This is a genomic window from Billgrantia bachuensis (assembly GCF_011742165.1).
Taxonomy (GTDB): Bacteria; Pseudomonadota; Gammaproteobacteria; order Pseudomonadales; family Halomonadaceae; genus Halomonas; species Halomonas bachuensis.
In genome coordinates, this window is sequence record NZ_JAAQTO010000023.1 from 98,158 (window position 1) to 123,870 (window position 25,713).

Sequence of the window (25,713 nt, forward strand, 5' to 3'; positions counted from 1 at the left end):
CCGACCATGCCTCAGAGTTTTTGGCCAGACAAGCGCCTATCCGTATAGGCGTCTCGGCTTGGAACCGCATGACTGCAAAAGCTTAAACCTGTAAAACTGCAAAACTGCAAAACTGTATTTAAGTTTACAGCAAGGACCCGTCATGCCGTTCGCCGCCCCCCAGGAGAATGCCCTCACCCCCGGCTTCATGGTCGTTCACGGCAACCGCCTGGAGGACCTGCGCGGCGTGGCGGTTGAGTGGATGAAGCGCCACCCGCTCGCGCCGCTGGAGAACGAGACGATCCTGGTGCAGAGCAACGGTATCGGCCAATGGATGAAGCTCGCCTTGGCCGCCGACGAGGCCGACGGTGGCAGCGGTATCGCCGCTGCGCTCGACGTCACCCTGCCGGCGCGCTTCCTGTGGCAGGCCTACCGTGCGGTGCTCAACCACGTGGAAGGCGACCCCAACGCGGTGCCGGCCACCTCGCCCTTCGACAAGTCGCACCTGCTCTGGCGGCTGCTGCGCCTGCTGCCAGAGCTGATGCCGCGGGACGAATTCGCCCCGCTGCGGCGCTTCCTCGAAGGCGACAGCGACCTGCGCAAGCACCACCAGCTCGCCGAACGCCTGGCCGACCTGCTCGACCAGTACCAGGTGTACCGCGCCGACTGGCTCGAGGCCTGGGCTCGCGGCGAGGACGTGCTGATCTCCGCTCGCGGCCAGGCCCAGGCGCTTCCCGACACCCAGCGCTGGCAGCCCGCCCTGTGGCGTGCACTGATCGAGGACGTAGGCGACGACGGCGTGGCCTCCAGCCGCGCCATGGTGCACCGGCGCTTTCTCGAGGCGTCGCGCTCGCTCGACTGCGGCAACCGCCCCGCCGGCCTGCCGCGGCGGGTGATGGTGTTCGGCATCTCCTCGCTGCCTCAGCAGGCGCTGGAAGCGCTGGCCGCCGTGGCCCGCTGCAGCCAAGTGGTGCTGTGCGTGCACAACCCCTGCCAGCACTACTGGGCCGATATCATCGAACATAAGGACCTGCTCCGCGCCGAGCGCTACCGCCAGCAGCGCAAGCAGGGCATGCCCACCCGGCTCGACGTGCTCGGAGACGGTGACGGCGAGGAGAGCCTGCACCTGCACGCGCAGCCGCTGCTGGCCGCCTGGGGCAAGCAGGGACGCGACTACCTGCGCCTGCTCGACGAGCACGACGACGCCCAGCAGTACGAGCGCCTGTTCGCCGCCGACTCGCTGCGCATCGACCTGTTCGAGCCCTTCGTGCGCGAAGGCGAAGGCTGCCTGCTGCAGCAGCTGCAGGACGACATCCGCGAGCTGCGCCCGCTGCACGAGACCCGCGAGACCTGGCCGGCGGTGAACCCGGAGCGCGACGATTCCATCGTCTTCCACGCCGCCCACAGCCCCCAGCGCGAAGTGGAGATCCTGCACGACCAGCTGCTCGCCGCCTTCAGCGCCGACCCCAACCTCAGGCCCCGCGACGTGATCGTGATGGTGCCGGATATCGACCACTACGCGCCCCATGTGCAGGCGGTTTTCGGGCAGCTCGAACGCGACGACCCGCGCTACATCCCCTTCACGCTCTCCGACCAGGGCAGCCGCCACCGCCTGCCGCTGCTGATCGCGCTGGAGAAGCTGTTGCGCCTGCCGGAGCTGCGCCTCTCGGTGAGCGACCTGCTCGACCTGCTCGACGTGCCCGCCCTGCGCGCGCGCTTCGGCATCCAGGAGGACGACGTACCCACCCTGCGCCGCTGGATCGAAGGCGCCGGCATCCGCTGGGGGCTCAACGCCGGCCAGCGCGGCAGCCTCGACCTGCCCGCCGGCATGGAACAGAACACCTGGGCCTTCGGCCTGCGCCGGCTGCTGCTGGGCTACGCCGTGGGCGAGGCCGCCGGCGGTCCGTGGCAGGGCATCGAGCCCTTCGACGACATCGGCGGGCTGGAAGCGGCGCTGGCCGGGCCGCTGGCCGCGCTGCTGGAAACCCTGGAGCAGCAATGGCGCAGCCTGCGCGAGCCCACCGACGTGAGCGGCTGGGTGCAGCGCCTACGCGCCCTGCTCGAAGCGAGTTTTCTCGCCGACGTCCCCGAAGACAGCCTGATGCTGGCCCAGCTCGAACAGAAGCTGCAGGAGTGGCAGGAGAGCGCCGAGGAGGCCGAGCTGACCCGCGAGCTTCCGCTCTCGGTGGTACGCGAGCACTGGCTGGGGCAGGTCGACGAACCTAGCCTGTCGCAGCGCTTCATGGCCGGGGCGGTGAACTTCGCCACGCTGATGCCGATGCGCGCCATTCCCTTCAAGCGGGTGTGCCTGCTGGGCATGAACGACGGCGACTACCCGCGCAGCCAGCCGCCGATGGACTTCGACCTGATGAACGGCGACTACCGCCCCGGCGACCGCTCGCGCCGCGAGGACGACCGCTACCTGTTCCTCGAAGCGCTGCTCTCCGCCCGCGAGCAGCTCTATGTGAGCTGGGTGGGTCGCAGCATCATCGACAACGGCGAGAAGCCGCCCTCGGTGCTGGTCGGTCAACTACGTGACCATCTCAAGGCAGGATGGCAAACGACCGACGGCAGCGACCTGCTCGAAGCCCTCACCACCGAGCACCCGCTGCAGCCGTTCAGCCTCAGCTACTTCCCCACCGCCGCACAGCAGGCCGAGCGCAGCGTGGCCGCACGGCGGCTGCTCACCTACGCCCACGAGTGGCGAGAGGTGCATGGTGAAGCGGCACCGGAAGCAGCGCCCCTCGAGCTGGAGCCATACACGCAGGACACACCGCTGACGCTGACCCAGCTCGGCAACTTCCTGCGCGACCCGGCCCGCGCCTTCTTCACCACCCGGCTCAAGGTCTTCCTGGAACGCGAGGACATCGTCAGCCTCGACCACGAACCCTTCGACCTGGACGGCCTCGCCAACTGGCAGCTACAGGACCTGCTGATCCGCGAGCAGCGACGCGCCGTGGACGCAGGCTGCGACCGCATGCCCGCCATGCTCGACGCCCTCGACCGCCTGCAGGGCCAGGGCGTGCTGGCCATGGGTGCCTTCGGCGAGCGCATGCGCGAACAGCTCACCGAACCGATGGAGGCGTTGTTCGAGGCCTACGAGGAAGCCCTGGAAACGTGGCCCCTCGCCATCGACGAGCCCGAGCCGGTTCAGCTCAGCGTGCCCGGCGCCCCGCCTATTGAGGATTGGCTCGATGAGCTGCGCGTGAGCGAATCGGGCGAGCGCTGCCGCCTGGTACTCACCAGCAGCAGCCTGGTGAAGAAAGGCAAGTACCGCTGGTCGCACATCCTGCGCCACTGGGTCGCGCACCTGGCCGGGCACCTGGAGGGGCAAGCCATGACCACCCGGCTGCTCTCCAAGGCCGGCCACGTCACCCTGCCGCCCCTCGACCCGGAAGCCGCCCGCAACCACCTGCGCGAGATCGTCCGCACCTGGCAGGCCGGCATGCAGGTGCCGTTGCCGCTGGCCTGCGACACCGCCTTTGTCTGGCTGAGCAAGCTGGGAACGCCTGACACGGAGCGCGACAGCGACGCCTGGCGCGCCGCCGCCAGCACCTACAACGGCGACGACTTCAACGCCGGCGAGGCGGGCCGCAACGCCTACCTCGCCCACCGCTGGCCCAGCTTCACTGCGCTCTTTGATGCCCGCCAGGACAGGCTCGGCTTCGCCGAACTCACCGAACGCCTGCTCGCCCCGGTGCACCTGGCCGTGAAAGGCGACAAGAAAGAAGAAGGGAAGAGCAAAGAGGGAAGAGGGAAGACAGCGGGAGGCAAGGCATGAGCAACGTGACGCAGCTGGACCCGTTAGCGTTCCCATTGCACGGCAGCCGCCTGATCGAGGCGAGTGCGGGCACGGGCAAGACCTTCACCATCGCCCTGCTCTACGTGCGCCTGGTACTCGGCGCCCGCTCGGAAGCTGACGACGCCGCCTTCGAACGCCCGCTCACGCCGCCCGAGATCCTTGTCGTCACCTTCACCAACGCCGCCACCCAAGAGCTGCGCGAGCGCATCCGCGCGCGGCTGGTGGAAGCTGCAGATGTTTTTCTGCAACCGGCGAAAGGAGCCGAGGGCGACGACCTACTTCTTCAATTGCGCGATCAATACTCCCCCGCCACCTGGCCCGCCTGCGCGCGTCGCCTGCAGCTCGCCGCCGAATGGATGGACGAAGCCGCCGTCTCCACCATCCACAGCTGGTGCTACCGCATGCTGCGCGAACACGCCTTCGACAGCGGCAGCCTGTTCTCGCTCGACCTGGAAAACGACCAGACCGAGCTGGAGCTCGAGGTGGTGCGCGACTACTGGCGCAGTTTCTACTACCCTCTCAACCTCGACGAGCTGGCCACCGTGGTGCGCCACTGGAGCACGCCCGAGCAGTTGCATCAGGCGGTGCGCGGCCTGATGCCCGAGGCCGAGGCACTCGACAAGCACGCCCCGCCCCCGGCCGAGACCATCGCCAACGCCAGCCGCGAAACCGCCGAGCGCCTGGCCCAGCTCAAGGCGCCCTGGCCCCAGTGGGTGGACGAGTGCGAGGCGCTGTTCGAAGAGGCCGCCCAGCAGAAAGCCTTCAAGGGCCAGAGCTTCAACGCCAAGAGCCGCGCCAACTGGCTCGGCGCCCTGCGTGAATGGTGCCAAGGAGAGGCCACCTGGCCCGGCCTGACCGACGCCGCCTGGAAGCGCCTCACGCCCCAGGGCATGGCCGATATCTGGCTCAAGGGCGAGCCGCCGAATCACCCGGCGCTGGCCGCGCTGGAAAAGCTCCAGGACGAGCTCAACGCCCTGCCCGACCCCTACGCCGATCTGCTCACCCACGCCGTGCACTGGTGCCGCGCGCGCCTCGACCGCGAGCAGGAGCGCCGCGCCGAGATGGGCCCCAACGAGCTGCTCACCCATCTCGACCGGGCGCTCACCGGCCCCAACTGCGAGGCGCTGGGCGCACAGATCCGCCGCCAGTTCCCGGTCGCCCTGGTCGACGAATTCCAGGACACCGACCCGGTGCAGTACCGCATCTTCGACTGCGTGTACCGCATCCGCGAGAACCGCCGCGAGTGCGGTGTGTTTTTGATCGGCGACCCCAAGCAGGCGATCTACGCCTTCCGCGGCGCCGACATTTACACCTACCTGCGCGCCCGCCGCGACACTCAAGGCCGCCACGTCACCCTGGGCACCAACTTCCGCTCCAGCAGTGATATGGTCGAGTCGGTCAACCGCTGCTTCGAATTCGCCGAAGCGCACCCGCCCGGCGCCTTCCTGTTCAAGGAAGCCGACGGTAGCAATCCGGTGCCCTTCATGCGTGTAGGCGCAAAAGGGCGCAAGGACTCACTCACACGCCAGGGCCAGCCGCAGGCGGCCATGACCCTGTGGCAGCTGGAAAGCGACGAACCGTTCTCCAAGACCGCCTATCACGGCGTGATGGCCGAACGCTGCGCGTCGTATATGGTCGAGCTGCTCAACGAAGGCCTGAGCGGAAACGCCGGTTTTCAAGAAGAGGGAGCGTTCAAGCCGCTCAAGCCCTCCGATATGGCGGTGCTGGTCAACGGCCTGGGCGAGGCGCGGGCGATCCGCCTGGCGCTGGCCCGGCGCGGGGTGAAGAGCGTCTATCTCTCCGACAAGGACAAGGTGTTCGCCTCGCCGGTCACCGCCCAGCTCGACGCCTGGCTGCGCGCCTGCGCCGAACCCGAGGACGACAGATTGCTGCGCACCGCCCTGGCCTCCCCGGTGCTGGGGCTCGATATCGCCACGCTGGACCACCTGAACGAAGACGAGCTGGCTTGGGAAAGCCGCGTGCTGCAGTTCCGCGACTACCACCGGTTGTGGCAGCGCCAGGGCGTGCTGCCGCTGGTGCGCAAGATCATCCACGACTTCGACGTAGCGCAGCGGCTACTGGCAAGCGGACCCGCCAGTGAGGGTGAGCGCTTCCTAACGGACCTGCTGCATCTCGGCGAGCTGTTGCAACACGCCAGCCAGGAACTCGACGGCGAACACGCGCTGATCCGCTTTCTCGCCGAATCCATCGCCCACCCCGAAGGCCAGGGCGACACCCACAAGCTGCGCCTGGAGAGCGATGCCGACCTGGTGCAGGTCATCACCATCCACAAGTCCAAGGGGTTGGAGTACCCGCTGGTATTCCTGCCCTTCATCTGCAGCCACCGCCCGACGAAGAAGGACGACTCGCCGCTGCGCTGGCACGACGCCGAGGGCCGGCTGCGCATCAGCCTGGAGGCCGACGAGGAGATGCTGGCCACCGTCGACCGCGAGCGCCTGGGCGAGGACCTGCGCAAGCTCTACGTGGCGCTGACCCGCGCGCGCCACGCCACCTGGCTCGGCATGGCGCCGCTCAAGGGCGGCGAAGGCAGTGCCATCGGCCAGCTGTTGGCCAACGGCGATTTGCTCGGGCCAACCGGATTCAGCGAAGCGCTCAAGCGACTCAAGGGCGACTGCACCGCCATCGAGATCGCCCCGGCGCCACCGGCCCACGCCCAGGTCGTCACCCAGACAGAGCGCGACGACGCCCTGGGCGAAGCGCGCACGCCCACGCGCCCCGCCCGCGAGCACTGGTGGATCGCCAGCTACTCGGCGCTGCGCCTCTCGGGAGAAATGGTAAGCGCCCCAGTAAGGGCTGACACACTCTACAGCGCCCCAACCACGGCGCCTGTGAGCCCGCATGAAAGCGAAGCGCAGCGAAACGGCGGCCTGCCCGAACCGGCCACCGCCATGGAGGCCACCGCGCTGGAAGTGATCGCAGAGCCGCATGACAGCGGCCAGAGCGAACCGCTGACCTCGCTACACAGATTTCCTAGAGGGCCAGGACCGGGGACTTTCTTACACGGCATTCTCGAATGGGCCGGCGAGCACGGCTTCGCCCGCGTGGCCCGCGACCCGGCTCTCCGCGAGGAGACCCTGGCCCGGCGCTGCCAGGTGCGCGGCTGGCAGCCGTGGCTGAATACTCTGCACGCCTGGTTCGGCACCCTGCTCGCCGCCCCGCTGCCGCTACCCAATGACGCGGGCCGCCTTACTCTCGAAACACTGACGAGCTACCAGGTAGAGATGGAGTTCTGGTTCGCCTCGCGCCAGGTCGACACCCACCGGCTGGACGCCCTCGTAAGTGCTTACACACTGGCAAGCCCCGAGAACAGCTCAGGTGCCAGCCTGCCGCGCCCCGCGCTGGATGCCGACACCCTCAACGGCATGCTCAAGGGCTTCATCGACCTGGTGTTCGAGCATGAGGGGCGCTACTACGTGGCCGACTGGAAATCGAACCACCTGGGGCCGGACGACAGCGCCTACAGCCCCGAGGCGATGCGCCAGGCGGTGGCCGAGAAACGCTACGACCTGCAGTACGCGCTCTACCTGCTGGCCCTGCACCGGCTGCTCAAGGCGCGCCTGCCGGAGTACGACTACGACCGCCACATCGGCGGCTCGCTTACCGTCTTCCTGCGTGGCGCCAATGCCGAGAGCCGCGGCGTTCACGCCGAGCGCCCCCCGCGCCAACTGATCGAAGCGATGGATGCGCTGTTCCAGGGCGAAACCCCAGCGGCTCATGCCGCCACCCAGGCAACGGAGGCGCCGGCATGAGCAAGCGCAGCAAGCATCACGACGACGCCACCCCGGACCTGTTCGCCGATCTCGGTGAGGAACCAGCAGGCATCAGCCAGGCACCCGACAAGGGCTTACCCGCCGAGCCGGAACCGCCCCAAGCCGCACAGGGCAACGTACAAGCCGCGCTTCACGACACCCAAGCGCTATTCGCCCTGCTCGACCGCTGGGTGGAGCGCGGCTGGCTGCGCGCGCTGGACCGCGCACTGGCGAGCTTCTTCCAGCGTGAGGTGAGCGACGCCCCTCCCCTGCTGCTGCTCGCCGCCGCACTCGCCAGCCATCAGCTCGGCCGCGGCCATGTCTGCCTCGACCTCGCCCAGACCCTGGCCGCACCCAACCTGGCGCTCTCGCTGCCGCCGGAAGGCGACGACCTCAGCGACCCGCCGCCGCTGCCCAGCGAGCTGCTGACCGGGCTCGAATTCGCCACCTGGCGTGACGCCCTGCATCACCCCGCCCTGGTGGCGGACGGTAGTGGCCCAGGAAATACCCCGCTGGTACGCAGCGAGCGCGACGGCAACGTGCGGCTCTACCTGCGCCGCTACTGGCAGTATGAGCAGAACATTCGCGGCTTGATCGGTTCCCGGCTCGAGGCTCCTGCTCAGGCAGAAACCGCCGATACCGCCACCCTGGCCCGGGCGCTGGCCGCGCTCTTTCCCCAAAGCCATGAGCTCGACTGGCAGCAGGCCGCCTGCGCGCTGGCCAGCCGCTCGCGCTTCGCAGTGATCACCGGCGGCCCCGGTACCGGCAAGACCACCACCGTGGTCAAGCTGCTCGCCCTGCTCCAGGCGCTGGCCCTGGGCGAGCCAGGGCCAGCAGGCGCCCCGCGCCCGCTGCGCATACGCCTGGCCGCACCCACCGGCAAGGCCGCCGCGCGACTCAACGAATCCATCGCCAAGCAGGTGCAGAATCTCTCACTGGTGGAACTGGCCGCCGCCGTGGGCCAACAGGGTGTGGATATCTCAACTCTGCGCGACAGTATCCCTACCGAGGTCACGACACTGCATCGCCTGCTGGGCTCGCGACCGGATACTCGCCATTTCCGCCACCACGCCGGCAACCCGCTGGCGCTGGACGCCTTGGTGATCGACGAAGCCTCGATGGTGGATATCGAGATGATGGCCGCCGTTCTCACCGCCCTGCCGCCCAAAGCCCGGCTGATCCTGCTCGGCGACAAGGACCAGCTCGCCTCGGTGGAAGCCGGCGCCGTGCTCGGCGACCTGTGCCAGCGCGCCGAAGGCGGCCACTACACCCCGGCCACCTGCGACTGGTTGGAACGGGTGATCGGCACGCCGATTCCCGAACGCTACAAGGACGAAGGCGGCCAGTCGCTGGATCAGGCCATCGCCATGCTGCGGTTAAGCCACCGCTTCGATGCGAAAAGCGGCATCGGCCAACTCGCCGAAGCGGTCAACCGCCCGCTCGGGCCAGAGCACGGAGCTCATTCGAAGAGCCAGGAGAAGAAACGCGCGGTACGCGAGATCTTCCAGCAGGGCTATACCGACATCGCCCGCCTCGCCCTGGCGGATGCCGACGACCCGGCGCTGGATCGCCTGGTGGTCAACGGCTACCCGGCCGCTTTCACCAACAGCGGCGAAGGCCGCCACGACCGCCGCGGCGAGCCCATTACGCCACCGGTCGGCTACGGCCACTATCTGGAAGTGATGAAATCAGCACGCCCCGCGCAGCCCTTCTTCGGCGAAGGCGAAGCACGCCAGCCCTATGACGACTGGGCCCGCCAGGTGCTCGCCGCCCACGGCCACTTCCAGTTGCTGTGCGCACTCAGGAAAGGCCCCTGGGGCATACAAGGCTTGAACCCGCGCATCGGCCGCGCGCTGCGCCGCGCCGGCTGGCTCAAGGCCAGCGACCTGGAGCTGGAACAGGGCTGGTTCGAAGGCCGCCCGGTGCTCGTCACCCGCAACGACTATGGCCTGGGGCTGATGAACGGCGATATCGGCATCACCCTCGCCGTGCCCGAGGCCCGCAATGCTACCGAATCGCCCGGCCGCACCCTGCTGCGCGTCGCCTTCCCGGCCAGCGACGGCAGCGGCGCCATCAAGTGGGTGCTGCCCAGCCGCCTGCAGGCGGTGGAAACCGTCTTCGCCATGACGGTGCACAAATCCCAAGGTTCGGAATTCACCCACACCGCCCTGCTGCTCCCCGACGCCCCCAACCCCATCCTCACCCGGGAACTGGTCTACACCGGGATCACCCGCGCGCGGGACTGGCTGACGCTGGTGGAGACGGGCCGTGGGATGCTGGATGAGGCGGTGACGAGGGAGGTGGTCAGGGTGAGTGGGTTGGGGAGGTTGCAATAACGCAGCCACACTAGGCTCTGTCCGAAAACTGGCTACGCTCGGTCATACGGCGTCAAAAATCGGCTCAAGGTACCCCATAAACTCGCCCTTTCGCCGATTTTTGCCTTGTCTGGCCTTCGCTCGCCGACTTTTCAGACAGAGCCTAGGAAAGATGTCGCGTGTCGTTATCAAAGCAAGGGAGTTGCAAATGAAGCACTACCGAAAAATCAAACATGTGAAACGCCACGGCCTTTCCCTGATGGCTCGGCTCGGCCGCTACGAGTTGGCAGTGCTGCTGTGTGTCTCGGTCCTTTCCGGCGGGATCTGGGGGTTCATCGAGCTGGCCGATGCTGTCATCGAGGGAGAAACCCAGAGCATCGACGAGACCCTGCTGCTTTCCCTGCGCAATCCTGCCGATCATACCGATCCGATCGGCCCGGGCTGGGTCGAGGAAATGGGGCGAGACTTTACCGCGCTCGGTGGTGTCGGCGTGCTGGTCGTAATCACCCTGGGCGCCCTGGGCTATTTGCTACTCGCCCGGCACTATCGTGCGGCGCTCTTTGCCTCGGTCGCGGTGCCCGGCGGCATGCTGCTCAGCACGCTGATGAAGATGGGCTTCGATCGTCCTCGACCCGACCTCGTGCCGCATGAAGCCATGGTCTACACCGCGAGCTTCCCCAGCGGCCATTCGATGATGTCTGCCGTCACCTACCTCACCCTGGCCGCCCTGCTCATTCGAGTACAGCCGGCGCTGAGGCTGAAGGCCTACCTGCTCATACTGGCGATACTGCTCACCCTGCTGGTGGGAATGAGCCGTGTCTACCTCGGCGTGCACTGGCCGACGGATGTACTCGCCGGCTGGACCGCCGGAGCGGCCTGGGCCGCGCTGTGCTGGCTGGTGATGCGCTGGTTGCAGCGGCGCGGGCAGGTAGAGACAGAGGAGAGCAGCTCGGGCACCGAGTAGGTGACCAAGCGATGGCAGTCGCAGCATCAAGTGGGCTGCGGCTTCCAACGCAGTAACCCAAGCCTCATGAGGGAGGTGGAGGTGCTGGATGAGGCGGTGATCAAGGTGAGTGGGTTAAGGAGATTATTGAAAAGCCGACCTCACCACTGCTGGTGATGTCGGCTTTCGGCCAGAAGCGGTCATTGAGATTTCCCTGACGTATAACGTCGCATTCAGCGGCTTGTCCGCTGGAATGTTTTGTTACGCACTTTCTATCCGCTTGACTACCTGGTTCATCGTGTAGTGAACGAATTGCGATCCAAGTTCCGTCAGCTGGTAAGGTTTCGTGTTTTCGAAGGCTGATTCCATTGTAGAGCTGTAACTCTTTCGGCTTCTGCCCTTCGTGCTCTGTTTCATGAATTGTCCATCGTAGGTTGTTTGCCGAAACTGCCTTATTACCCTGCCTGTACTTAGATCATGAATCAGCAAACGATACAGATCAGCCTCAGCGCTATCGTCACGGGGGACTTTTTCACTCACAGACTGCCAAATTCCCAACCGGGTAATTCCAGGGTTCTGGTAGATTGCACGGATTACTCTGAAGTGCGTTTCGTGATATTTATCAAGCCAATCGTTAAATAGTCGTATCAGATCATCAGGGCACAGGTGAGACGCTGCTGCATTAGAAATAAGGTTTACGACATAGGCTCGTTTTTCCTGAGTTTCTGCCTCATCCCAAGAACGGAACGCTCTTCTCACAAGTGCCAGATACTCCTCTGATTGGATTCGTTCTTCGTAGTCATCATGAACCGACTCTAATCTTCCCGCAACCTCGTCCAAGGACACCATCAAGTCGCCAACCTTTTGTTTATGGACTTTCAGCCACTCTTCGTATAGTTCGTTAACTTTTCCTTGCTCCATCTCGCCGTGAATGCTCGCACCAGAGGAAAGGATTGTGCCGACCCAGGGAATAGCACTCATCGCGTTAGCTACGACTCGAGCATACTTTTTCCACTTCCCCTTATCCTTCAATAGCGCGAGGTCGTACGCGATAAATTCTTCTGATCTGACCTCCAGATCCTTATTGCTCATTAAATCACCTCATAATTTAGTGCGTAACGCTGGCATGAGTCGCAAGGCCGGAGCGGCGCAGCCGCGGAGGACTTGTCGGCTCGATGCCCTAGTTAGGCCAGTCCGACGAGCGGCGCGCAGGACTAGCACGATGCCACGCCATCCTCCCCCGCCCTGCCACTAATCTTCAACATTCTTAAACTTCATCGCCCTATCAATGAGTCGCCTCTGCCGGCGGAGAACAGCTCCATCAGCGGGCATATCCAAAAAGCTGTTCGCCTCATCAAGAGAGGCAAAGTCGCTAACCCGATGAAAATGGAAAAGAACGAGCTGACGCAAATAAAATTGCATTTGGTAACAAAATGTCTTCGCCTTCTCGCTTTGATCTCCCGAATGTATGCTTCGATTGCGGAACTCCCGAAGATGCTCAAGAATCTGTCGATGATAATCATCCTCTGCAAAGAGAAAAGAGCAGCGCTTTACGATATTGTCGTAACGCGCTTCTCCTGGAGAGGCTAGACTCTCGAGGGCTCCCCACAATCTTATGGCCGCAGAGTTGTGATCTTTTTCATCAAGAGCTCGAACATAGCGCAATAGAGCTTCTTCGATCGCGCCCCGATAACTAGAAGAAGTCAGCCTACCCATGCTCCAGCTGAAGTTTTTTCTCAGGACTTCCGGAGCCTTGTGCCTGTACGGCTTTCCTTGAACGAAGTTCGGTTCGAACCAGAAAATCTCTGTTGCTGGCCCTCCGGTATCGGAGTGCAGCGTATGAACTTGCCCAGTCCTTATCTTATTTATAGGAGCATATTTATCACCCATAAGCTCCATGCTTGAGTTAGAAAATAGCGAGAGCAAGGCTCGGATGACATCCAGCCCATTCAGAGCCTTGGATGCAGCACCGTGGACGGATTTTGCCTTAGTGGAAACAATTAACTTGGTATAGCCTTTGTGCTCTAGCGAAAACCCCTTGCTGCCAAACTTGATAGCTTCCCTTCTCGAGCCGTACTTCTTCGGGTACTTGTCACCGACCACGCGTACCTGCACGGCCCGGTAGGACAGGCGACGAAATGGGAGACTGTCATCCATTGACAGCGACGTAAGGAGGTGGTAGCGCCTTTCACTCGTCGCCAACTCGTCATTCGCAGCATCATTCAAGCAGCGGATAACGCTTTCTTTCGTAAGAACTCCTGCTTTGGCAGCGCGCCCTAGCCCCTTAGATACCAAGGCGTCTACATCGAGCTCTGATGAAATAACCGTAGGAATATCCAGTAGAGAGAATATTGAAGCGAAGTTCTCATGATAGTCAAACGCTGAGTAAGACACCCGTCCATCTGCGGAAACCGACTTCGCACTCTCGATTTTGTCTAAGATTGCCTGAGGATTCAATCCACTGCGGGCTTTCCATTTTATTGGCATTCTTTCCCCATAATGTGATCACAGGTGACAGATCCCATACTTGATATTCCACTTGAACGCACACGCGCGTTCAATAATGTTATGCTTCGCGCTCGCCAACCGCCCATCTTATTGAAAACCGGAGAAATTAAGTATGGCTTGAACAGCATAAAACCGATCATCATGCATGCCACATACTCCCGATGAACGTGCCTGCTGCCCTTGCCGGCATGGCCGCTTTGGGTCGATACCGGCCAGCTTGGCAGGTAGCCGTACACGCGGAGTTAATGGCGTCGGATAACCTGCTCTCGACGGTCAAGTGGCTGAAGCGTCATATGTGTTTCGGTGGCTTCCCTAACCATGTGGGCTGTCCATGTGCGTACGGATGTGTCGTTATGTGTCTTTGCGTTTCAGCCTAGCACTGAAGCATGTGTTATCCCATGACGGATATCAACGCAGTCCTACGAAAGGTGAAGCACTCACCCCATGGAACCGAGCCTCACCCACTCTCGCCCTGAGAAAGGAAAGTACGCCTCCGTGCCGAAGTGATTACCCGCCTCGACCTTGGTGGGCAGGGTGTAGCCGTCGAAATTACGGAAGTCGTCGAGATAGCCACCGATGGGCAGGAGTCGCCATTCCTTTTCGGTGTTGGCGTTGCTCGCTTGAGCTGCACCCAGCGCGGGCGGCCATCTTCGGGCACGGTGCCGTGTGGTTTATCGCTCATGCCTTGTTGCATTCCGCCATTTGGTCGATAATTACGCATATCCGCCATTTGGCGAATGGAGGTCGTTATGGCCCTGTCCCAACTAACCGTCGAAAAGCGCCAACACATGAGCGCGGCAGCGATGCGTACGTACCCCAGCATCGCCAACGACTGGGGGCTGAAGGAGCAGGAAGCCGCCTTGCTGCTTGGCGTGCCTGAGTCGACCTATCGGCGCTGGCGCAAGCAGCCCACGGCGGCCCGTCTCGACGTCAATCAGCTTGAGCGTATGTCGCTGATCCTGGGGATCTACAAGGCCTTGCAGATCCTGCTGCCGCGGGCCGATGCCGCGGACTCCTGGCTGCGCCGGCCTAATCGCAACCCCCTGTTCGCCGGTCAGTCACCTCTGGATCGGCTGCGCAGCGGCCTGGTGCAGGATCTCTATGTGGTCCGCCAGCACCTCGATGCGGCCCGAGGTGGGGGCCATGCGTGACGTTTCCACTGTCCTCTGTTTGCTGGCGCCCCTGCTACCGCATCATTCCTTCGCGTTTCCCGCCTATTGACCTGTTCGAGCGTGTTGCGGCAGCTGACGATTGGGAGCTGCTCCAGGAACTCGAGGGAGAGACCTCGGCGCGCCTACGCGAACAGGCCGGAGCGATTCATCTGGTACGCGATGAAGACCGACGATACGGCCCAGGGTGGACGCCGGTGATGGCAGCGTTCTGTCACTTCAGCGAACACGGTTCCCGGTTCACCGATGGTACCTTTGGCGCCTATTACTGTGCCTTGACCGAGGCCACGGCCATCGCGGAAAGCCGCTATCGCGCCGAGCGCTTCATGCAGGAATCCAACGAGCCGCCCATGCAGCTCCAGCAGCGGGTCTACCTGGCAGACCTAGAGGGCGAACTCATCGACTTGCGCGGCAACCCTCCTGAAGCCGCTCCTCTGCTGAATCCGGATGACTGGAACGCTGGCCAGGCGTTTGGCCGCAAGGCCTGGGAGTCCCACGCTGATGGGATTGTCTACCCAAGCGTGCGTGATCCGGACGGTGAGTGTGCTGCGGTGCTTCGGCCGCCAGTATTGTCGGCCACCTGGCAGGGCAGGCACCTTGGCTATGAGTGGGACGGTGAGCGAATTCGCCATATCCTCGAGCTGCGATTGGTGGAGTAAAACCCACGTACGCTATCCGATGTCCCTGCGCTTCACCCTATTGCCCTTCTTAAACGAGGCGTTGGCCTTTAGCGGGCAAATCCGGAAAGCTAGGCAGCTCATCGGCAAGTTCCAACATTCGGTCTTGGACGAGCCTTGGGCATGCCGGCGTTTAGCGGGCGCAGAAGGGGTAGATAAGGCTCAATCAGAGGCAGCTTGTGGTCCCGAATCTCGTCCGCTGTGCGTATGTACCGCGAACTCACCCGGGGCCGCACGACGATCGCCGAGGGCCTCCCAGGCATGGCGCATGTCCGTACGTCCCGCTTCCCATCGCTCGGCCAAGGAGGTGCGGGAGAAGTCGAAGGCGCGCATCTCGGTGTCGTGCGGCACGCCGGCATGGCTGAGCATGAGCAACGTGATCGCGCCTTCGACTTCCGCGCCTTCCGCCAGGGCCGCGGCCAAGGCGGGATCGTCGCGCTGTCGTTCGGGAATGCGGCCGGCCAGGAGTCGCAGTTGGCGGCGCAGCTCGTGGCACTGGCGCAAGCTCTTCAAGGCCCGCCAGCTCTGGGTCGACAGGAGCAGCTCCAGTTGCCGGTCCATTGACTGGCCCACAGTCTTGAAATCAGGCCCCAGGCGTCGGAACAGATCCAGCGCGATGCACAGCCGGTCATGCGGCGCCGGCTCGTCCAGGGCCGCTTCCAGCGGAAGATTGGCGCTCATGCCCCCGTCCACCACGACGCGACCCTCGAGGCGCGTCGGCGGGAAGAAGGGAATGAAGCCGCAACTCGCCAGGATATGATTGACCCCGATCGGCGTCTTGGCTGAATCGAAACGCAGCTCCTCTCCGCTGTTGGCATCCACGGCGACGATCACCACCCGTATCTGTCCGTCGTTCAGCCGATCGAAATCGACCTGCCGCTCCAGGTTCTCGCGCAGGGGGGCGAGATCGTAGAGCCCCGTATCGCTGGGCGTGCCCGGCAGCATCGAGAGGGCGCCGGGAAAGCGTGGGCGATAGAAGGCGGGGCTGCCGAGCAGAAGGCTCTGCAGCGCGCGCTGGCGTCTGTTGTCCCATGTCGAGGCCCAGGCAGGCGTGTAAGCCCAGGCACCATCCTGCCCGGCGTCTCCCCAGAAGGCACGCAGGGCGCTGACACGCGCTTCCGGCGGGTTGCCGGCGATCAATGCCGCGTTGACTGCCCCGGTGGAGACGGCGAAGAGTCGATCGGTGCGAAAACCCCGTTCGTGCAGCGTCTCATAGGCGCCGCCCTGGTAGGCGCCGAGCGCGTTGCCTCCCGAAAGAATGAGTGTGCCCTGCTCGTCCATTGAGTCTCCGTGTCTGGTCCATATCGTTCCTTCACCTGACGCCCGCTCCGAAAAAGCACGCTGCCTGGGCAATCGCCCCTTCATTCTAGACGCAACACCCGAGACATCACCGGGCCACTTCTCCCCTTGCGGCCCCTACTGGGCAAACTCGGGAAACTTGGGCAACTCATCGGCCAGCTCGAACCACTCGGCCTTGGACGAGACCCAGGCGTGGTAGCGCTTGCCGGGCGCTATCGGGGTATCCAGGGTGCCCAGGCGCAGCCGCTTGGCCTCGGGCAGGTCGTCACGTGCGCTGTAGAGCGGGCTGCCGCACTCGCTGCAGAACACCCGCGCCTTGTTCGGGGTGGCGCGGTACTCCTTGAGGTACTCCGCGCCCCGGGTAATGGAGAAGTCGGCCGAGCGGATGGGCGCCACGGCGGCGAAGGCGGAGCCTTGGGCCTTCCGGCACTGCTGGCAGTGGCACATCGAGACTTCGTCGATTTCGCCGCGGTACTCGTAGGTCACTTTCCCGCACAGGCAGCTTCCCTGGTGCATCGGCATCTCTCCCCGGTGGCTTTCGCTTACGATACTCCTTTCGGTACCTGATGGCTGAAACCAGCGTCAAACGCGACCGGGAGATGCTAGGGTTCGAGGGAACCCTACCCAATGGCTCCGCGACCATGCCCCACGTCGACATCACCGTGATCTCCGATGCCATCTGCCCATGGTGCTTCATCGGCAAACGCCACCTCGATCTCGCCTTGGCCGAACTGCCCGAGGAGATCAGCGTCTCGGTGGCCTGGCACCCCTTCGAGCTCAACCCCGACATGCCCGCCGAGGGCCTGTCGCGGCGAGAGTACCGCACCGCCAAGTTCGGCTCGTGGGAGCGCTCCCGGGCGCTCGACGCCCAGGTGGAGGCCGCCGCCGCCCGGGCCGGTCTAGAGATTCACCACGAGCGCATGACGCGAACGCCCAATACCTTCGACGCCCACCGGCTGATCTGGCTCGCCGGGGAGCATGGCGTCCAGTCGGCCGTGGTCGATGCACTCTTCCGGCGCTACTTCGTCGAGGGTGAGGACATCGGAGACAATGCGGTACTGGCCAGCACCGCCCGAGACGGCGGGCTAGCGGATGTCGACATACCGGCCTTTCTCGCCAGCGACCAGGGCCGCAGCGAGGTACAAGCAGGCCTCGACGAGGCGCGGCGCCTGGGCGTGAGCGGTGTACCCACTTTCATCATCAATAACTCAATCGGCCTGACGGGCGCCCAACCGCCCGAGGCACTGCGCCAGGCGATTATCGAGTCGACCGGCGGGAGTGGAAGGCCGGGCTGAACCCGCCTCTACATGCTTGCCCCCTGTCGGCGTCGGTGTCATCGTCTTGCGGTCACCATCAGCCGCCTGACCACAAGGAGCATTACCGTGTTCATCGCCATGAACCGTTTTCGGGTCAACCCCGAGCGAGTGGAAGAGTTCGAGCAGATCTGGCTGGAGCGGGAGACCCACCTGCAGGGCCTGCCCGGCTTCGTCGAGTTCCATATGCTGCGCGGTCCCGAGAAGGAGGACCACGTGCTCTACGCCTCGCATACCATCTGGCGTTCGCGCGAAGACTTCGAGGCCTGGACGCACTCCGAGGCGTTCCGCAAGGCCCACGCCAACGCCGGCCAGAGCAAGCGCGAGGGGCTCTACCTAGGCCCGCCGAACTTCGAGGGGTTCGAGGTCATCCAGACGGTCGGCAACGATGGCGATGCCTGAGGCCATGGAGCGCATGAGGAGCACCGGATGAGCGCGGCATTGTCCGCGCCGCCGCTGACGACACTGGGCGGCCGCAACGTGCTCTTCGCCATGGCCGCCGAGGCCGAATACGGCCCGCATCTCAGGCAGCGTTTCGCGCCGTTCATGACCGGCGTCGGCCCGGTAGAGGCGGCGGTGGAACTCACCGCGGCTCTTGCCGCGCACGCCCACCGGGGGCGCCTGCCCGACCTGGTGGTGTCGCTGGGCTCGGCCGGCAGCCGCTCGCTCGAGCAGACCGAGATCTATCAGGCGAGCTCCATCGCCTACCGCGACATGGACGCCTCGCCGCTGGGTTTCGAGAAAGGCACCACGCCCTTTCTCGACCTGCCGGCGGTCCTGCCCCTGCCGTTGCGCATCCCCGGCATTGCCGAGGCCACGCTCTCCACCGGCGCCAATATCGTTTCGGGCGAGGCCTATGCCGCCATCGCCGCCGAGATGGTGGACATGGAGAGCTACGCCTGCCTGCGCGCCTGCATGCGCTTTGACGTGCCGCTGATCGTGCTGCGCGGTATTTCGGACGGCAAGGCGGAGCTGCACCGCGTCGACGACTGGACGGAGTATCTGCACCTCATCGACGAGAAGCTGGCCGCCGCCGTGGACCGCCTCGGCGAGGCGCTCGCCGAGGGGCTGTTGGCGCGCTGATGACGAATCAGGTGAGCCGAATGGCAAATCTATTCGGCTCACTTTATGAGCCGAATTGCCAGCCGATTCGGCTCACAGGTCAACCAAGGCTATTGCCTAACTTGCTGGGATCAGCACCGCTTCCACCGGCCGCCGCAGCGAGCGCGGCATCGCCTTGCCCCGCCCGAACCGCACCACCAGGTCGGGGCGCCCACCTACTAGACCCAACGCCTCGGCGAACGCCGGGCGAACGCTCGCCTCTTCGACTGGCTGGTTGATGAAGGCATTGCAGATGCCGAGTGCCGTGGCTTGCAGGGCAAAGCGCTGGTAGCAGCGGCCGGCCTCCACCCAGTGCGCCCTGTCGTCGGCTGCCGAGATGAACACGGCAATGCCGGCGGAACTGCGCACCTGCCGAGCCACCTTGGCATTTTCGGCGCCTTGCCGAAAAAGGGTGCGGAACAGCCACCTGCCCAGCCAGCGCGGAGTGGCAGGGCTGCCCATCGAACGAGCGAAAAGCCCGTCGCCGGCTTCGACAGCCTCGCGGCCGCCGAAGCGGATCCAGTTCTCGAGTTCCTGCCGGAATGCCCGGTTGCCGATCTGCAGGCTGTTGGCTTGAAGCACGTACTCCAGCACGTTTTCCATCGCTTCACGCACGGTCAGCAGGCTGATGGAAACACCCTTCCCGGTTCCCGCGGCCTGCAGCAGGCTCAACTCGTTATCGACAAGGGGCGTGCCGTCGTAGTCGGTGCGCGTACACTGCCGCGCCGGGATGGCCTCGAACAGTGGGGAGGGTTCCGGCTGGCAGGGTGTCAGCGTAACGCGCACTTCCCCATCCCCTGCGGGGTGGAACGTCACCTCACCTGACATGCCGAAAGCCCTTGCGGCCAGGCTCAGGTTCTCGGCGGCGCATCCCAGCGAAACGTAGAGGTGGTGGTCGTCCGGGTCGACGACCGGAGTGCGGCGCGAGAGGTCCGGCAGGATGCCGATGGCATCGTCAGTGACTCTGAAGCGCCAGCACTGGGTGTTGTGGCTGGATGGGGCCAGGGTGGCATAGCGAATGAGCTCCTTCAGCCTTGCGGCACGATCGGACGCTTGCCCATCGCCATGGCGCCAGAGGGTCTTCACTGATTGTTCGTAAGTCACCGCCCGCCCTCACTTGGCCGCAGCCCCTCGCTTGCTTCAGTTTAGCGCCAACGCGGCTCCTGGGGCATGACTCGCAATATGTTTCTGCTCTGCCGTCGGCAGGACATTTGCTGGGGTGGCTTCGGGTAACTAGGCTGATCTCGTCAGGCTCGACAATGCCGGCGTGATACCTATTAGCACCGTTTTCGACAGGAGGTTGAAACCATGTCCAGCCCGGAGCATAAGCAGAAAATCTGGAAGATGATCAAGGACATCAAGGTCGGCATGTTGGTGACGCTGGACGGCGAGATGCCCCGCGCCCGGCCGATGCACCTGGTACAGGATGAGTATGACGGCACCCTGTGGTTCTTCACTCGCCGCAGTGCCGAGAAAGTTTCCGAGACCAGCCGCGACCACGATGTCTGCCTCAGCTTTTCCGATCAGGAAGAGGGCGTGTACGTGTCGCTCTCGGGCAAGGCCAACCTGACCACTGACCGCGAGCTGGTCGAGAAGTACTGGAACCCGTTCGTCGCCGCCTGGTTTCCCGACGGCAAGGACGACCCGGACCTCGCCCTGCTGGAGATCAAGGTGACCATGGGCGAACACTGGAAGGCCAAGGAGAGCAAGGTGTTCCAGCTGTATGAGTTCGCCAAGGCCAACGTCAAGAAGGACGCCACCCCGAACCTGGGCGAGAACGAGAAGTTCGGTGGCTGACTGACGTGACGTTGTGCGGCGCTCGCTAGTGTCGATGTAGACCGCTAGTCGTCGATCTTGGTGAGCGCCGAGTCCTTGTGCATGGCGATATGATCGGTCTTGTCGCTCTTGATCTCGTATTGCGGCTCGTCTTCACTCGCATGGCGCTTGTGCCCCTTGTACTCCGTGTCCTGGGTATGAACCTTGACGATCTTGCCGCTTACCTGCCCCGCCTCGGAATTCCAGCTGACGTGGTCTCCCACCTTGAAACGCTTGGCCATGGTTCACCTCGAATCAGGGAATCGGTTCCAATGTGCTTGCAGGATAGCCAGGCATTCACCATGTTGCTTAAACCGACGCAAGGCATCGGTACGGCCAGCTTGAAGGAGACACCGTATGGAGCGATTTACGGGCGGTTGTCTTTGCGGCAACGTTCGCATCGTGGCGACCGGCCGCCCCTACCGGGTCGGCCTGTGTCACTGTCTCGACTGCCGCAAGCATCATGGCGCGCTGTTCTTCGCGGCCGCGATGTTCCCTGAGAGGTCGGTGACGATCGAAGGCGAGACGCGCGACTACGCCGGGCGGTTCTTCTGCCCCAACTGCGGTTCGTCCGTTTTTGCCCGCACCGACGATGAAATCGAAGTGCACCTGGGAGCGCTGGATGCCCCCGACCAACTGATGCCCACCTACGAGAGCTGGACCGTCCGCCGTGAGTCCTGGCTGCCGCCCTTTCCGCATATGAAGCGCTACGACTGCGATCGCGACGACACGGGGCGTGAGGAGGAGTAAGTGAATGTCACTCCACTCCGATGATCAGCCATGGTCAATATAGGCAAGCCACTGAATTCAACCGCTCTCTCGTACGATTAGCCTGACGCCGAGGTCTATCCTGGTTGCCGTGTCATCTCCCTTGAGGCGGTCGATCAACAACCGGGCGATATGGTCACCGATCTCTTGCCGGGGGGGTTCCACCGTCGTCATTGGTGGGACGGTGCTGTCGGTAAAGTCCTGGTTACCGAATCCCACGACCGCCAGGCGCCCGGGTATCGACCAGCCTTGCCGCTGGCATTCGAACATTGCGCCGAGGGCGACCATGTCATTGGAACAGAACACCGCTTGGGTCTCGGGATGCTCGTCGACCAGTGAGCACAGCAGTTTGCCGGCCTCGGCGGTATTGCTGCGCCCTGCCAGTTCGCGGACCACCACCGAGCCGCCGGAGTCGGCAATTGCATCGCGAAACCCGTGATAGCGTTCGCGCGCACGGATGTCACGTTGAAAGTTCGTGCTCAAAAAGGCCATGTGCCGGTAGCCGTTGCGCAACAGATGCTCCGCCACCAGACGTCCACAGGTGTGGTGTGAAAAGCCCACCACCATGTCCAAACCTTCCTGGCCGTAGTCCCACATCTCGACAATGGGAATATCGCTCTTGGCAAGCAGCGAGACCGATTTTCGGCTGTGCGAGAACCCTGTCAGCACTAGCCCGGAGGGGTTCCAACTCAAGATCGAGCGAATCAGTTCCTCCTCGCGCGAAGGGTCGAATTCCGTGTTGCCTATCAATAGCTGATAGCCGGCAGCGCGCAGGTTCCTTTCCAGTGTCTCGAGAGTTTCCGCAAAGAACGAGAAGGTGATCGTGGGCACTATCACGCCGATGATATTGGAGCGCGATGAGGCCAGACCGCCAGCCATCGTGTTGGGTAGATAGCCCAGCCTGTCGATCGCTGTCTGAATGCGCTCGGCCCGGCGAGAAGAGACCTCGTCGGGACGACGCAGGTAGAGCGACACGGTACTTGGAGAGACATCCGCAAGCTGGGCGACCTCGCTCATGGTGGCCCGCTGTGAATTTCGTCTGCGTCTTTTCACTGTCCCCTCTACCCGTTCTCTTTTGAAACAGAAGGTTAAATGTGCCTAGCCAGACCCCGACCAAGGTTGCGCAACGTTGACCTTGAGTCATCCCTCGATAGCTAGCCATTCGACCAAAGGATAGCTTCGGCTTCATTGACCCCTTTGATCGTAGCGCTACGATTATAGAATCAAAAGAAAACGGATGCCCTCCAATAATTACAATATAAAGCCACTCGCATTAGGACATCGTAATTTCGCAGCGATACGAAAATGGAGACAACAATGAAAGCCATACACCACGCCTTGGCCCTGATGATTATCGCCGGAGCCTCGCATACCGTTCACGCCCAAGAGACCTTGGAAATCATCGTTCCCTTTGCGGCGGGCGGCGCCACGGATATCGTCGCGCGCAGTTTCGAACCGGTTTTCTCCGAGCAGCTCGGTGTCACCTCGGTGGTGCGCAACCTGGCCGGCGCCAGCGCCACGGTAGGCACCACAGAGGTCGCCAAGCGCGAAGGCAACCCCAACATCATCGGCTACGCGCCGGCCGGCTCGCTCAGCATCCAACCCTCGTTGAAAGACCTTGCCTACGGGCCGGACAGTTTCACCTATATCTGCCGCACCACGTCCAATCCGATGTTCTTGATGGTGTCCCGGTCATCCGATATCGAAGACTTTGACCAGCTCGTCGCAGCCTCCCAGGAACAGCCGCTGCTTTATGGTTCCTCGGGACCTGGCACGCTGCCGCACCTGGCAGCCGCCGCCCTGGTGGTGGAGAGCGACCTCGACGCCTCACACATTTCCTACAGCGGTTCCGGGCCAGCCATGAATGCGCTGGCCGGCAACGAAATCCAGTTCATGGCAGACACCGAGACCATTCTCGAAAACTATGATCTGCGGCCATTGGCCGTCTTCGCCGCCCAGCGCATCGAGGGCTACGAGGATGTACCGACCATAAATGAGCTAGGCCTGCCGGAGATGGAATTCTCCGTCTGGCAGGGCGTAATAGCTCCCAAGGGAATTACGGAAGAGCGAAAGGCTCAGTATTCCGACGCATGCAAGGCCACGCTCGAGTCTGATCGGTTCAAGTCCTTCGCCGAGAATGCCAAGGCCGGCATCGCCTATCTCGGGCCGGACGAGTTCGAGTCGTTCGTGAAGGAACGCTTCGAAGCCAACAAGCAGGTGCTACACGATGCCGGCCTGATCGATTGAGGCCATCAAGCCATTCCGACCTCTAGCGAGGTAAGCGCCATGGTTGCGAGATTGGCCCACCCCAGAGTCTTACTGGCCCTAGGATTGTTCTTGCTCGGTGTCGTGCTGGCGTTCCATGCCTGGAGCGGCCCATCCGATGCCATGCTGGTGCCGCGTATCGTGTTGACCTTGTGGAGCGGGGTCGCCCTTGCGATCACGCTCGTCGAGCTATCACGCGTCACCGGAACGGGAAGCTGGCCGCTGTCGACACTCCCTGTGCTCATGGGGGCCGTGCTTATCGCCGCTATCGCCGTGGCGAGCCTGGGATTTCTGCTTGCGTCACTGCCGCTCGTCGCTTTGACGTTGTGGCTGTTTCGCCTGCATCGCCCGCTACCGATGGCGCTGGGCACGCTCGTGATCGCCGGTGGCCTGTGGTTCCTGTTCCACCACGTGCTGCTGATTCGATTGCCGACACTCTTGACCAGCGGAGCGCTGTAGCATGGATATCATTCTTGCCGCGGTGGGCGACGCCTTCGCTTGGCAGGCATTGCTCGCCATCGTCGTCGGCACCTGGGCCGGGATCATCATTGGTGGGTTGCCGGGCCTCGGGTCGGTTGTGGGGCTGACCATCTTTCTGCCCTTCACTTTCGGGATGTCCACCATTACCAGCATGGCACTGCTGATCGGTGTCTACTGCGGTTCCGTCTACGGTGGTTCGATCACCGCTATTCTCATCAATACCCCCGGCACACCCCAATCGGCGGCGACTACCTTCGACGGCTACCCCATGACTCAGCAGGGGCGCGTCGACGAGGCGCTGGGCTGGGCAACGTTCGCGTCCTTCTTCGGCGGCGTGCTCTCCTGCGTGATACTGATCTTCTGCGCGCCGCAACTCGCCAAGTTCGCCGTCAACTTCGGTTCGATCGAAGTCTTCGCCCTCATCTGCCTGGCGATGATGTGCATCGTTGGCGTTTCCAAGGGTAGCGTCATGAAGGGGCTGGTATGCGGCATGATCGGCTTCTTCCTCTCCATGGTGGGCTCGGATCCCATCACCGGGGCCGATCGCTTCACCTTCGGCAGCTATACCCTGTCCTCGGGGCTGACGCTGATTCCGGTGGTGGTGGGCGCTTTCGCCCTTTCGGAAATCTTCGTGCGCTTTTCCTCGAGGGACGATCCTGGCGCAAAAATCCCTGAGGCCAGGTTGCGCCTACCTAAGCTGGGTGAGTGGTTCAAGCGCTGGATTGAGCTCGTCCGCGGCTCATTGATCGGTAGCTTCATCGGCGCTTTGCCGGGCACCGGTGCGGCCGCTGCAGCCTTCATCAGCTATGCCACTGCGCAGAAAATGTCGCCGCGTCGCGATCGCCTGGGCCAGGGCGAACCGGATGGCATCATCGCCTCCGAGTCATCCAATAATGCCGTGACCGGTAGCTCGTTCATTCCCACGCTGGCGCTGGGCATTCCGGGGGATGTCGTCACAGCGATGATGATGGGCGCCATGGTGATTCACGGCATCACGCCGGGCGTGCGGTTGATGGTCGATCAAGCGCAGACCGTCTACTCCCTGTTCGTCGTACTGATCATCGTCAACGTCGCCATGCTGATCCTGAGCAAACCCTCCATTGGCCTGTTTCGTTACTTGTTCCGGCTGCACCAGGGTTACGTCATGGCCGCCATCGTGATGTTCAGCTTCATCGGGGCCGCGACGGTGCGCGGCAACCCGCTAGACCTGGTGGTTGCCGCAGTGACCGGCATCCTGGCCTACGCCCTGCGCCGTGCGGATTACCCACTGGCGCCGCTGGTGATCGGCATGGTGCTGGGGCCGGAGCTGGAAAGCTCGCTGCGCCGAGGCCTGCTGATAAAGCGCGGCGATTTCTTTGAATTACTCACTCATAGCGGCATCTCCATGGCGCTGTTCTCGTTGCTCGCGCTGCTCATCGTCTGGACCGTGTGGTCGAGCATCGCCCAATGGCGGGCGGCAGCACGGAACCAACCCTCTTACGACTGAAAACGCCTTCAACCGGCGCCACG

The 25,713-nt window shown here is 63.4% G+C and carries 21 protein-coding genes; 14 read left to right on the top strand and 7 right to left on the bottom strand.

Annotated features, from left to right (window positions below; translation table 11 throughout):
• Window positions 1-142: 142 nt before the first annotated feature.
• The 4 genes from recC (at window position 143) to HBJ55_RS09385 (ending at window position 10,830) form a co-directional block, all read left to right on the top strand.
• Window positions 143-3,760, top strand: coding sequence for an exodeoxyribonuclease V subunit gamma (gene recC, locus HBJ55_RS09370; protein WP_167113373.1), 3,618 nt, complete (start codon window positions 143-145; stop codon window positions 3,758-3,760).
• Complete coding sequence (gene recB / locus HBJ55_RS09375) at window positions 3,757-7,551, top strand: exodeoxyribonuclease V subunit beta (protein WP_167113375.1); 3,795 nt, start codon at window positions 3,757-3,759, stop codon at window positions 7,549-7,551. The genes recC and recB overlap by 4 nt, the downstream gene beginning before the upstream one ends.
• Window positions 7,548-9,887, top strand: coding sequence for an exodeoxyribonuclease V subunit alpha (gene recD, locus HBJ55_RS09380; RefSeq protein WP_167113377.1), 2,340 nt, complete (start codon window positions 7,548-7,550; stop codon window positions 9,885-9,887). The genes recB and recD overlap by 4 nt, the downstream gene beginning before the upstream one ends.
• A gap of 187 nt (window positions 9,888-10,074) precedes the next feature.
• Window positions 10,075-10,830, top strand: coding sequence for a phosphatase PAP2 family protein (locus HBJ55_RS09385; RefSeq protein WP_167113379.1), 756 nt, complete (start codon window positions 10,075-10,077; stop codon window positions 10,828-10,830).
• Window positions 10,831-11,070: 240 nt separating this feature from the next.
• Here HBJ55_RS09385 and HBJ55_RS09390 read toward each other — a convergent pair whose 3' ends face one another.
• A complete protein-coding gene (locus HBJ55_RS09390) occupies window positions 11,071-11,901 on the bottom strand; it encodes a hypothetical protein (RefSeq protein ID WP_167113381.1) in 831 nt (276 codons plus the stop codon).
• 159 nt (window positions 11,902-12,060) lie between these two features.
• Complete coding sequence (locus tag HBJ55_RS09395; protein ID WP_167113383.1) at window positions 12,061-13,296, bottom strand: hypothetical protein; 1,236 nt, start codon at window positions 13,294-13,296, stop codon at window positions 12,061-12,063.
• 770 nt (window positions 13,297-14,066) lie between these two features.
• Here HBJ55_RS09395 and HBJ55_RS09400 point away from each other — a divergent pair.
• A complete protein-coding gene (locus HBJ55_RS09400) occupies window positions 14,067-14,468 on the top strand; it encodes an MbcA/ParS/Xre antitoxin family protein (protein WP_167113385.1) in 402 nt (133 codons plus the stop codon).
• Window positions 14,465-15,145, top strand: a complete 681-nt coding sequence (locus tag HBJ55_RS09405) for an RES domain-containing protein (protein WP_167113387.1) — start codon at window positions 14,465-14,467, stop codon at window positions 15,143-15,145. Before HBJ55_RS09400 ends, HBJ55_RS09405 begins: the two co-directional genes overlap by 4 nt.
• Window positions 15,146-15,325: 180 nt before the next feature.
• On the opposite strand, the gene HBJ55_RS09410 is transcribed toward HBJ55_RS09405, so the two are convergent.
• Together HBJ55_RS09410 and HBJ55_RS09415 are read right to left on the bottom strand one after the other, a co-directional pair.
• Window positions 15,326-16,444 (bottom strand): patatin-like phospholipase family protein, encoded by a 1,119-nt coding sequence (locus HBJ55_RS09410; RefSeq protein ID WP_167113389.1) that lies wholly within the window; start codon window positions 16,442-16,444, stop codon window positions 15,326-15,328.
• 135 nt (window positions 16,445-16,579) lie between these two features.
• A complete protein-coding gene (locus HBJ55_RS09415; protein WP_167113391.1) occupies window positions 16,580-16,978 on the bottom strand; it encodes a GFA family protein in 399 nt (132 codons plus the stop codon).
• Window positions 16,979-17,028: 50 nt separating this feature from the next.
• Here HBJ55_RS09415 and HBJ55_RS09420 point away from each other — a divergent pair, with 50 nt between their 5' ends.
• The 3 genes from HBJ55_RS09420 to HBJ55_RS09430 all read left to right on the top strand — a co-directional run bounded on the left by HBJ55_RS09420 (window position 17,029) and on the right by HBJ55_RS09430 (window position 18,858).
• Window positions 17,029-17,757 (top strand): DsbA family oxidoreductase, encoded by a 729-nt coding sequence (locus HBJ55_RS09420; RefSeq protein WP_206022429.1) that lies wholly within the window; start codon window positions 17,029-17,031, stop codon window positions 17,755-17,757.
• Window positions 17,758-17,844: 87 nt separating this feature from the next.
• A complete protein-coding gene (hmuQ, locus tag HBJ55_RS09425) occupies window positions 17,845-18,177 on the top strand; it encodes a heme-degrading protein HmuQ (RefSeq protein WP_167113393.1) in 333 nt (110 codons plus the stop codon).
• A gap of 27 nt (window positions 18,178-18,204) precedes the next feature.
• Window positions 18,205-18,858, top strand: coding sequence for a 5'-methylthioadenosine/S-adenosylhomocysteine nucleosidase (locus tag HBJ55_RS09430; protein WP_167113395.1), 654 nt, complete (start codon window positions 18,205-18,207; stop codon window positions 18,856-18,858).
• A 96-nt stretch (window positions 18,859-18,954) separates the two neighbouring features.
• Here the strand turns inward: HBJ55_RS09430 and HBJ55_RS09435 are convergent, their stop codons facing one another.
• Window positions 18,955-19,962 (bottom strand): Acg family FMN-binding oxidoreductase, encoded by a 1,008-nt coding sequence (locus HBJ55_RS09435; RefSeq protein ID WP_206022431.1) that lies wholly within the window; start codon window positions 19,960-19,962, stop codon window positions 18,955-18,957.
• Window positions 19,963-20,184: 222 nt separating this feature from the next.
• Here HBJ55_RS09435 and HBJ55_RS09440 point away from each other — a divergent pair, with 222 nt between their 5' ends.
• Complete coding sequence (locus tag HBJ55_RS09440; RefSeq protein ID WP_167113400.1) at window positions 20,185-20,673, top strand: pyridoxamine 5'-phosphate oxidase family protein; 489 nt, start codon at window positions 20,185-20,187, stop codon at window positions 20,671-20,673.
• Between the two features lie 44 nt (window positions 20,674-20,717).
• Here HBJ55_RS09440 and HBJ55_RS09445 read toward each other — a convergent pair whose 3' ends face one another.
• On the bottom strand, window positions 20,718-20,933 hold the full coding sequence (locus HBJ55_RS09445) for a hypervirulence associated TUDOR domain-containing protein (RefSeq protein ID WP_167113402.1): 216 nt from the start codon (window positions 20,931-20,933) through the stop codon (window positions 20,718-20,720).
• Window positions 20,934-21,048: 115 nt separating this feature from the next.
• On the opposite strand from HBJ55_RS09445, the gene HBJ55_RS09450 reads away from it, so the two are divergent.
• Window positions 21,049-21,441 (top strand): GFA family protein, encoded by a 393-nt coding sequence (locus tag HBJ55_RS09450; protein ID WP_167113404.1) that lies wholly within the window; start codon window positions 21,049-21,051, stop codon window positions 21,439-21,441.
• A 57-nt stretch (window positions 21,442-21,498) separates the two neighbouring features.
• Here HBJ55_RS09450 and HBJ55_RS09455 read toward each other — a convergent pair whose 3' ends face one another.
• A complete protein-coding gene (locus HBJ55_RS09455) occupies window positions 21,499-22,476 on the bottom strand; it encodes a LacI family DNA-binding transcriptional regulator (RefSeq protein WP_167113406.1) in 978 nt (325 codons plus the stop codon).
• Between the two features lie 300 nt (window positions 22,477-22,776).
• Here HBJ55_RS09455 and HBJ55_RS09460 point away from each other — a divergent pair, with 300 nt between their 5' ends.
• From HBJ55_RS09460 to HBJ55_RS09470, 3 genes are read left to right on the top strand one after another with little or no spacing between them, the layout of a single operon-like run.
• On the top strand, window positions 22,777-23,706 hold the full coding sequence (locus HBJ55_RS09460; protein ID WP_167113408.1) for a Bug family tripartite tricarboxylate transporter substrate binding protein: 930 nt from the start codon (window positions 22,777-22,779) through the stop codon (window positions 23,704-23,706).
• A 39-nt stretch (window positions 23,707-23,745) separates the two neighbouring features.
• Window positions 23,746-24,183 carry a tripartite tricarboxylate transporter TctB family protein gene (locus HBJ55_RS09465; protein WP_338071992.1) on the top strand — a complete coding sequence of 146 codons (438 nt, stop codon included), beginning with the start codon at window positions 23,746-23,748 and terminating at the stop codon, window positions 24,181-24,183.
• Between the two features lies 1 nt (window position 24,184).
• On the top strand, window positions 24,185-25,690 hold the full coding sequence (locus HBJ55_RS09470) for a tripartite tricarboxylate transporter permease (protein ID WP_167113412.1): 1,506 nt from the start codon (window positions 24,185-24,187) through the stop codon (window positions 25,688-25,690).
• The last annotated feature ends 23 nt before the right edge of the window (window positions 25,691-25,713 follow it).

Bases quoted from the DNA above. Each gene is read 5' to 3' on its own strand.
- recC (WP_167113373.1), top strand. From the start codon at position 143: ATGCCGTTCGCCGCCCCCCAGGAGAATGCCCTCACCCCCGGCTTCATG.
- recB (WP_167113375.1), top strand. From the start codon at position 3,757: ATGAGCAACGTGACGCAGCTGGACCCGTTAGCGTTCCCATTGCACGGC.
- recD (WP_167113377.1), top strand. From the start codon at position 7,548: ATGAGCAAGCGCAGCAAGCATCACGACGACGCCACCCCGGACCTGTTC.
- HBJ55_RS09385 (WP_167113379.1), top strand. From the start codon at position 10,075: ATGAAGCACTACCGAAAAATCAAACATGTGAAACGCCACGGCCTTTCC.
- HBJ55_RS09390 (WP_167113381.1), bottom strand. From the start codon at position 11,901: ATGAGCAATAAGGATCTGGAGGTCAGATCAGAAGAATTTATCGCGTAC.
- HBJ55_RS09395 (WP_167113383.1), bottom strand. From the start codon at position 13,296: ATGCCAATAAAATGGAAAGCCCGCAGTGGATTGAATCCTCAGGCAATC.
- HBJ55_RS09400 (WP_167113385.1), top strand. From the start codon at position 14,067: ATGGCCCTGTCCCAACTAACCGTCGAAAAGCGCCAACACATGAGCGCG.
- HBJ55_RS09410 (WP_167113389.1), bottom strand. From the start codon at position 16,444: ATGGACGAGCAGGGCACACTCATTCTTTCGGGAGGCAACGCGCTCGGC.
- HBJ55_RS09415 (WP_167113391.1), bottom strand. From the start codon at position 16,978: ATGCACCAGGGAAGCTGCCTGTGCGGGAAAGTGACCTACGAGTACCGC.
- HBJ55_RS09420 (WP_206022429.1), top strand. From the start codon at position 17,029: ATGGCTGAAACCAGCGTCAAACGCGACCGGGAGATGCTAGGGTTCGAG.
- HBJ55_RS09430 (WP_167113395.1), top strand. From the start codon at position 18,205: ATGAGCGCGGCATTGTCCGCGCCGCCGCTGACGACACTGGGCGGCCGC.
- HBJ55_RS09440 (WP_167113400.1), top strand. From the start codon at position 20,185: ATGTCCAGCCCGGAGCATAAGCAGAAAATCTGGAAGATGATCAAGGAC.
- HBJ55_RS09445 (WP_167113402.1), bottom strand. From the start codon at position 20,933: ATGGCCAAGCGTTTCAAGGTGGGAGACCACGTCAGCTGGAATTCCGAG.
- HBJ55_RS09450 (WP_167113404.1), top strand. From the start codon at position 21,049: ATGGAGCGATTTACGGGCGGTTGTCTTTGCGGCAACGTTCGCATCGTG.
- HBJ55_RS09455 (WP_167113406.1), bottom strand. From the start codon at position 22,476: ATGAGCGAGGTCGCCCAGCTTGCGGATGTCTCTCCAAGTACCGTGTCG.
- HBJ55_RS09460 (WP_167113408.1), top strand. From the start codon at position 22,777: ATGAAAGCCATACACCACGCCTTGGCCCTGATGATTATCGCCGGAGCC.
- HBJ55_RS09465 (WP_338071992.1), top strand. From the start codon at position 23,746: ATGGTTGCGAGATTGGCCCACCCCAGAGTCTTACTGGCCCTAGGATTG.
- HBJ55_RS09470 (WP_167113412.1), top strand. From the start codon at position 24,185: ATGGATATCATTCTTGCCGCGGTGGGCGACGCCTTCGCTTGGCAGGCA.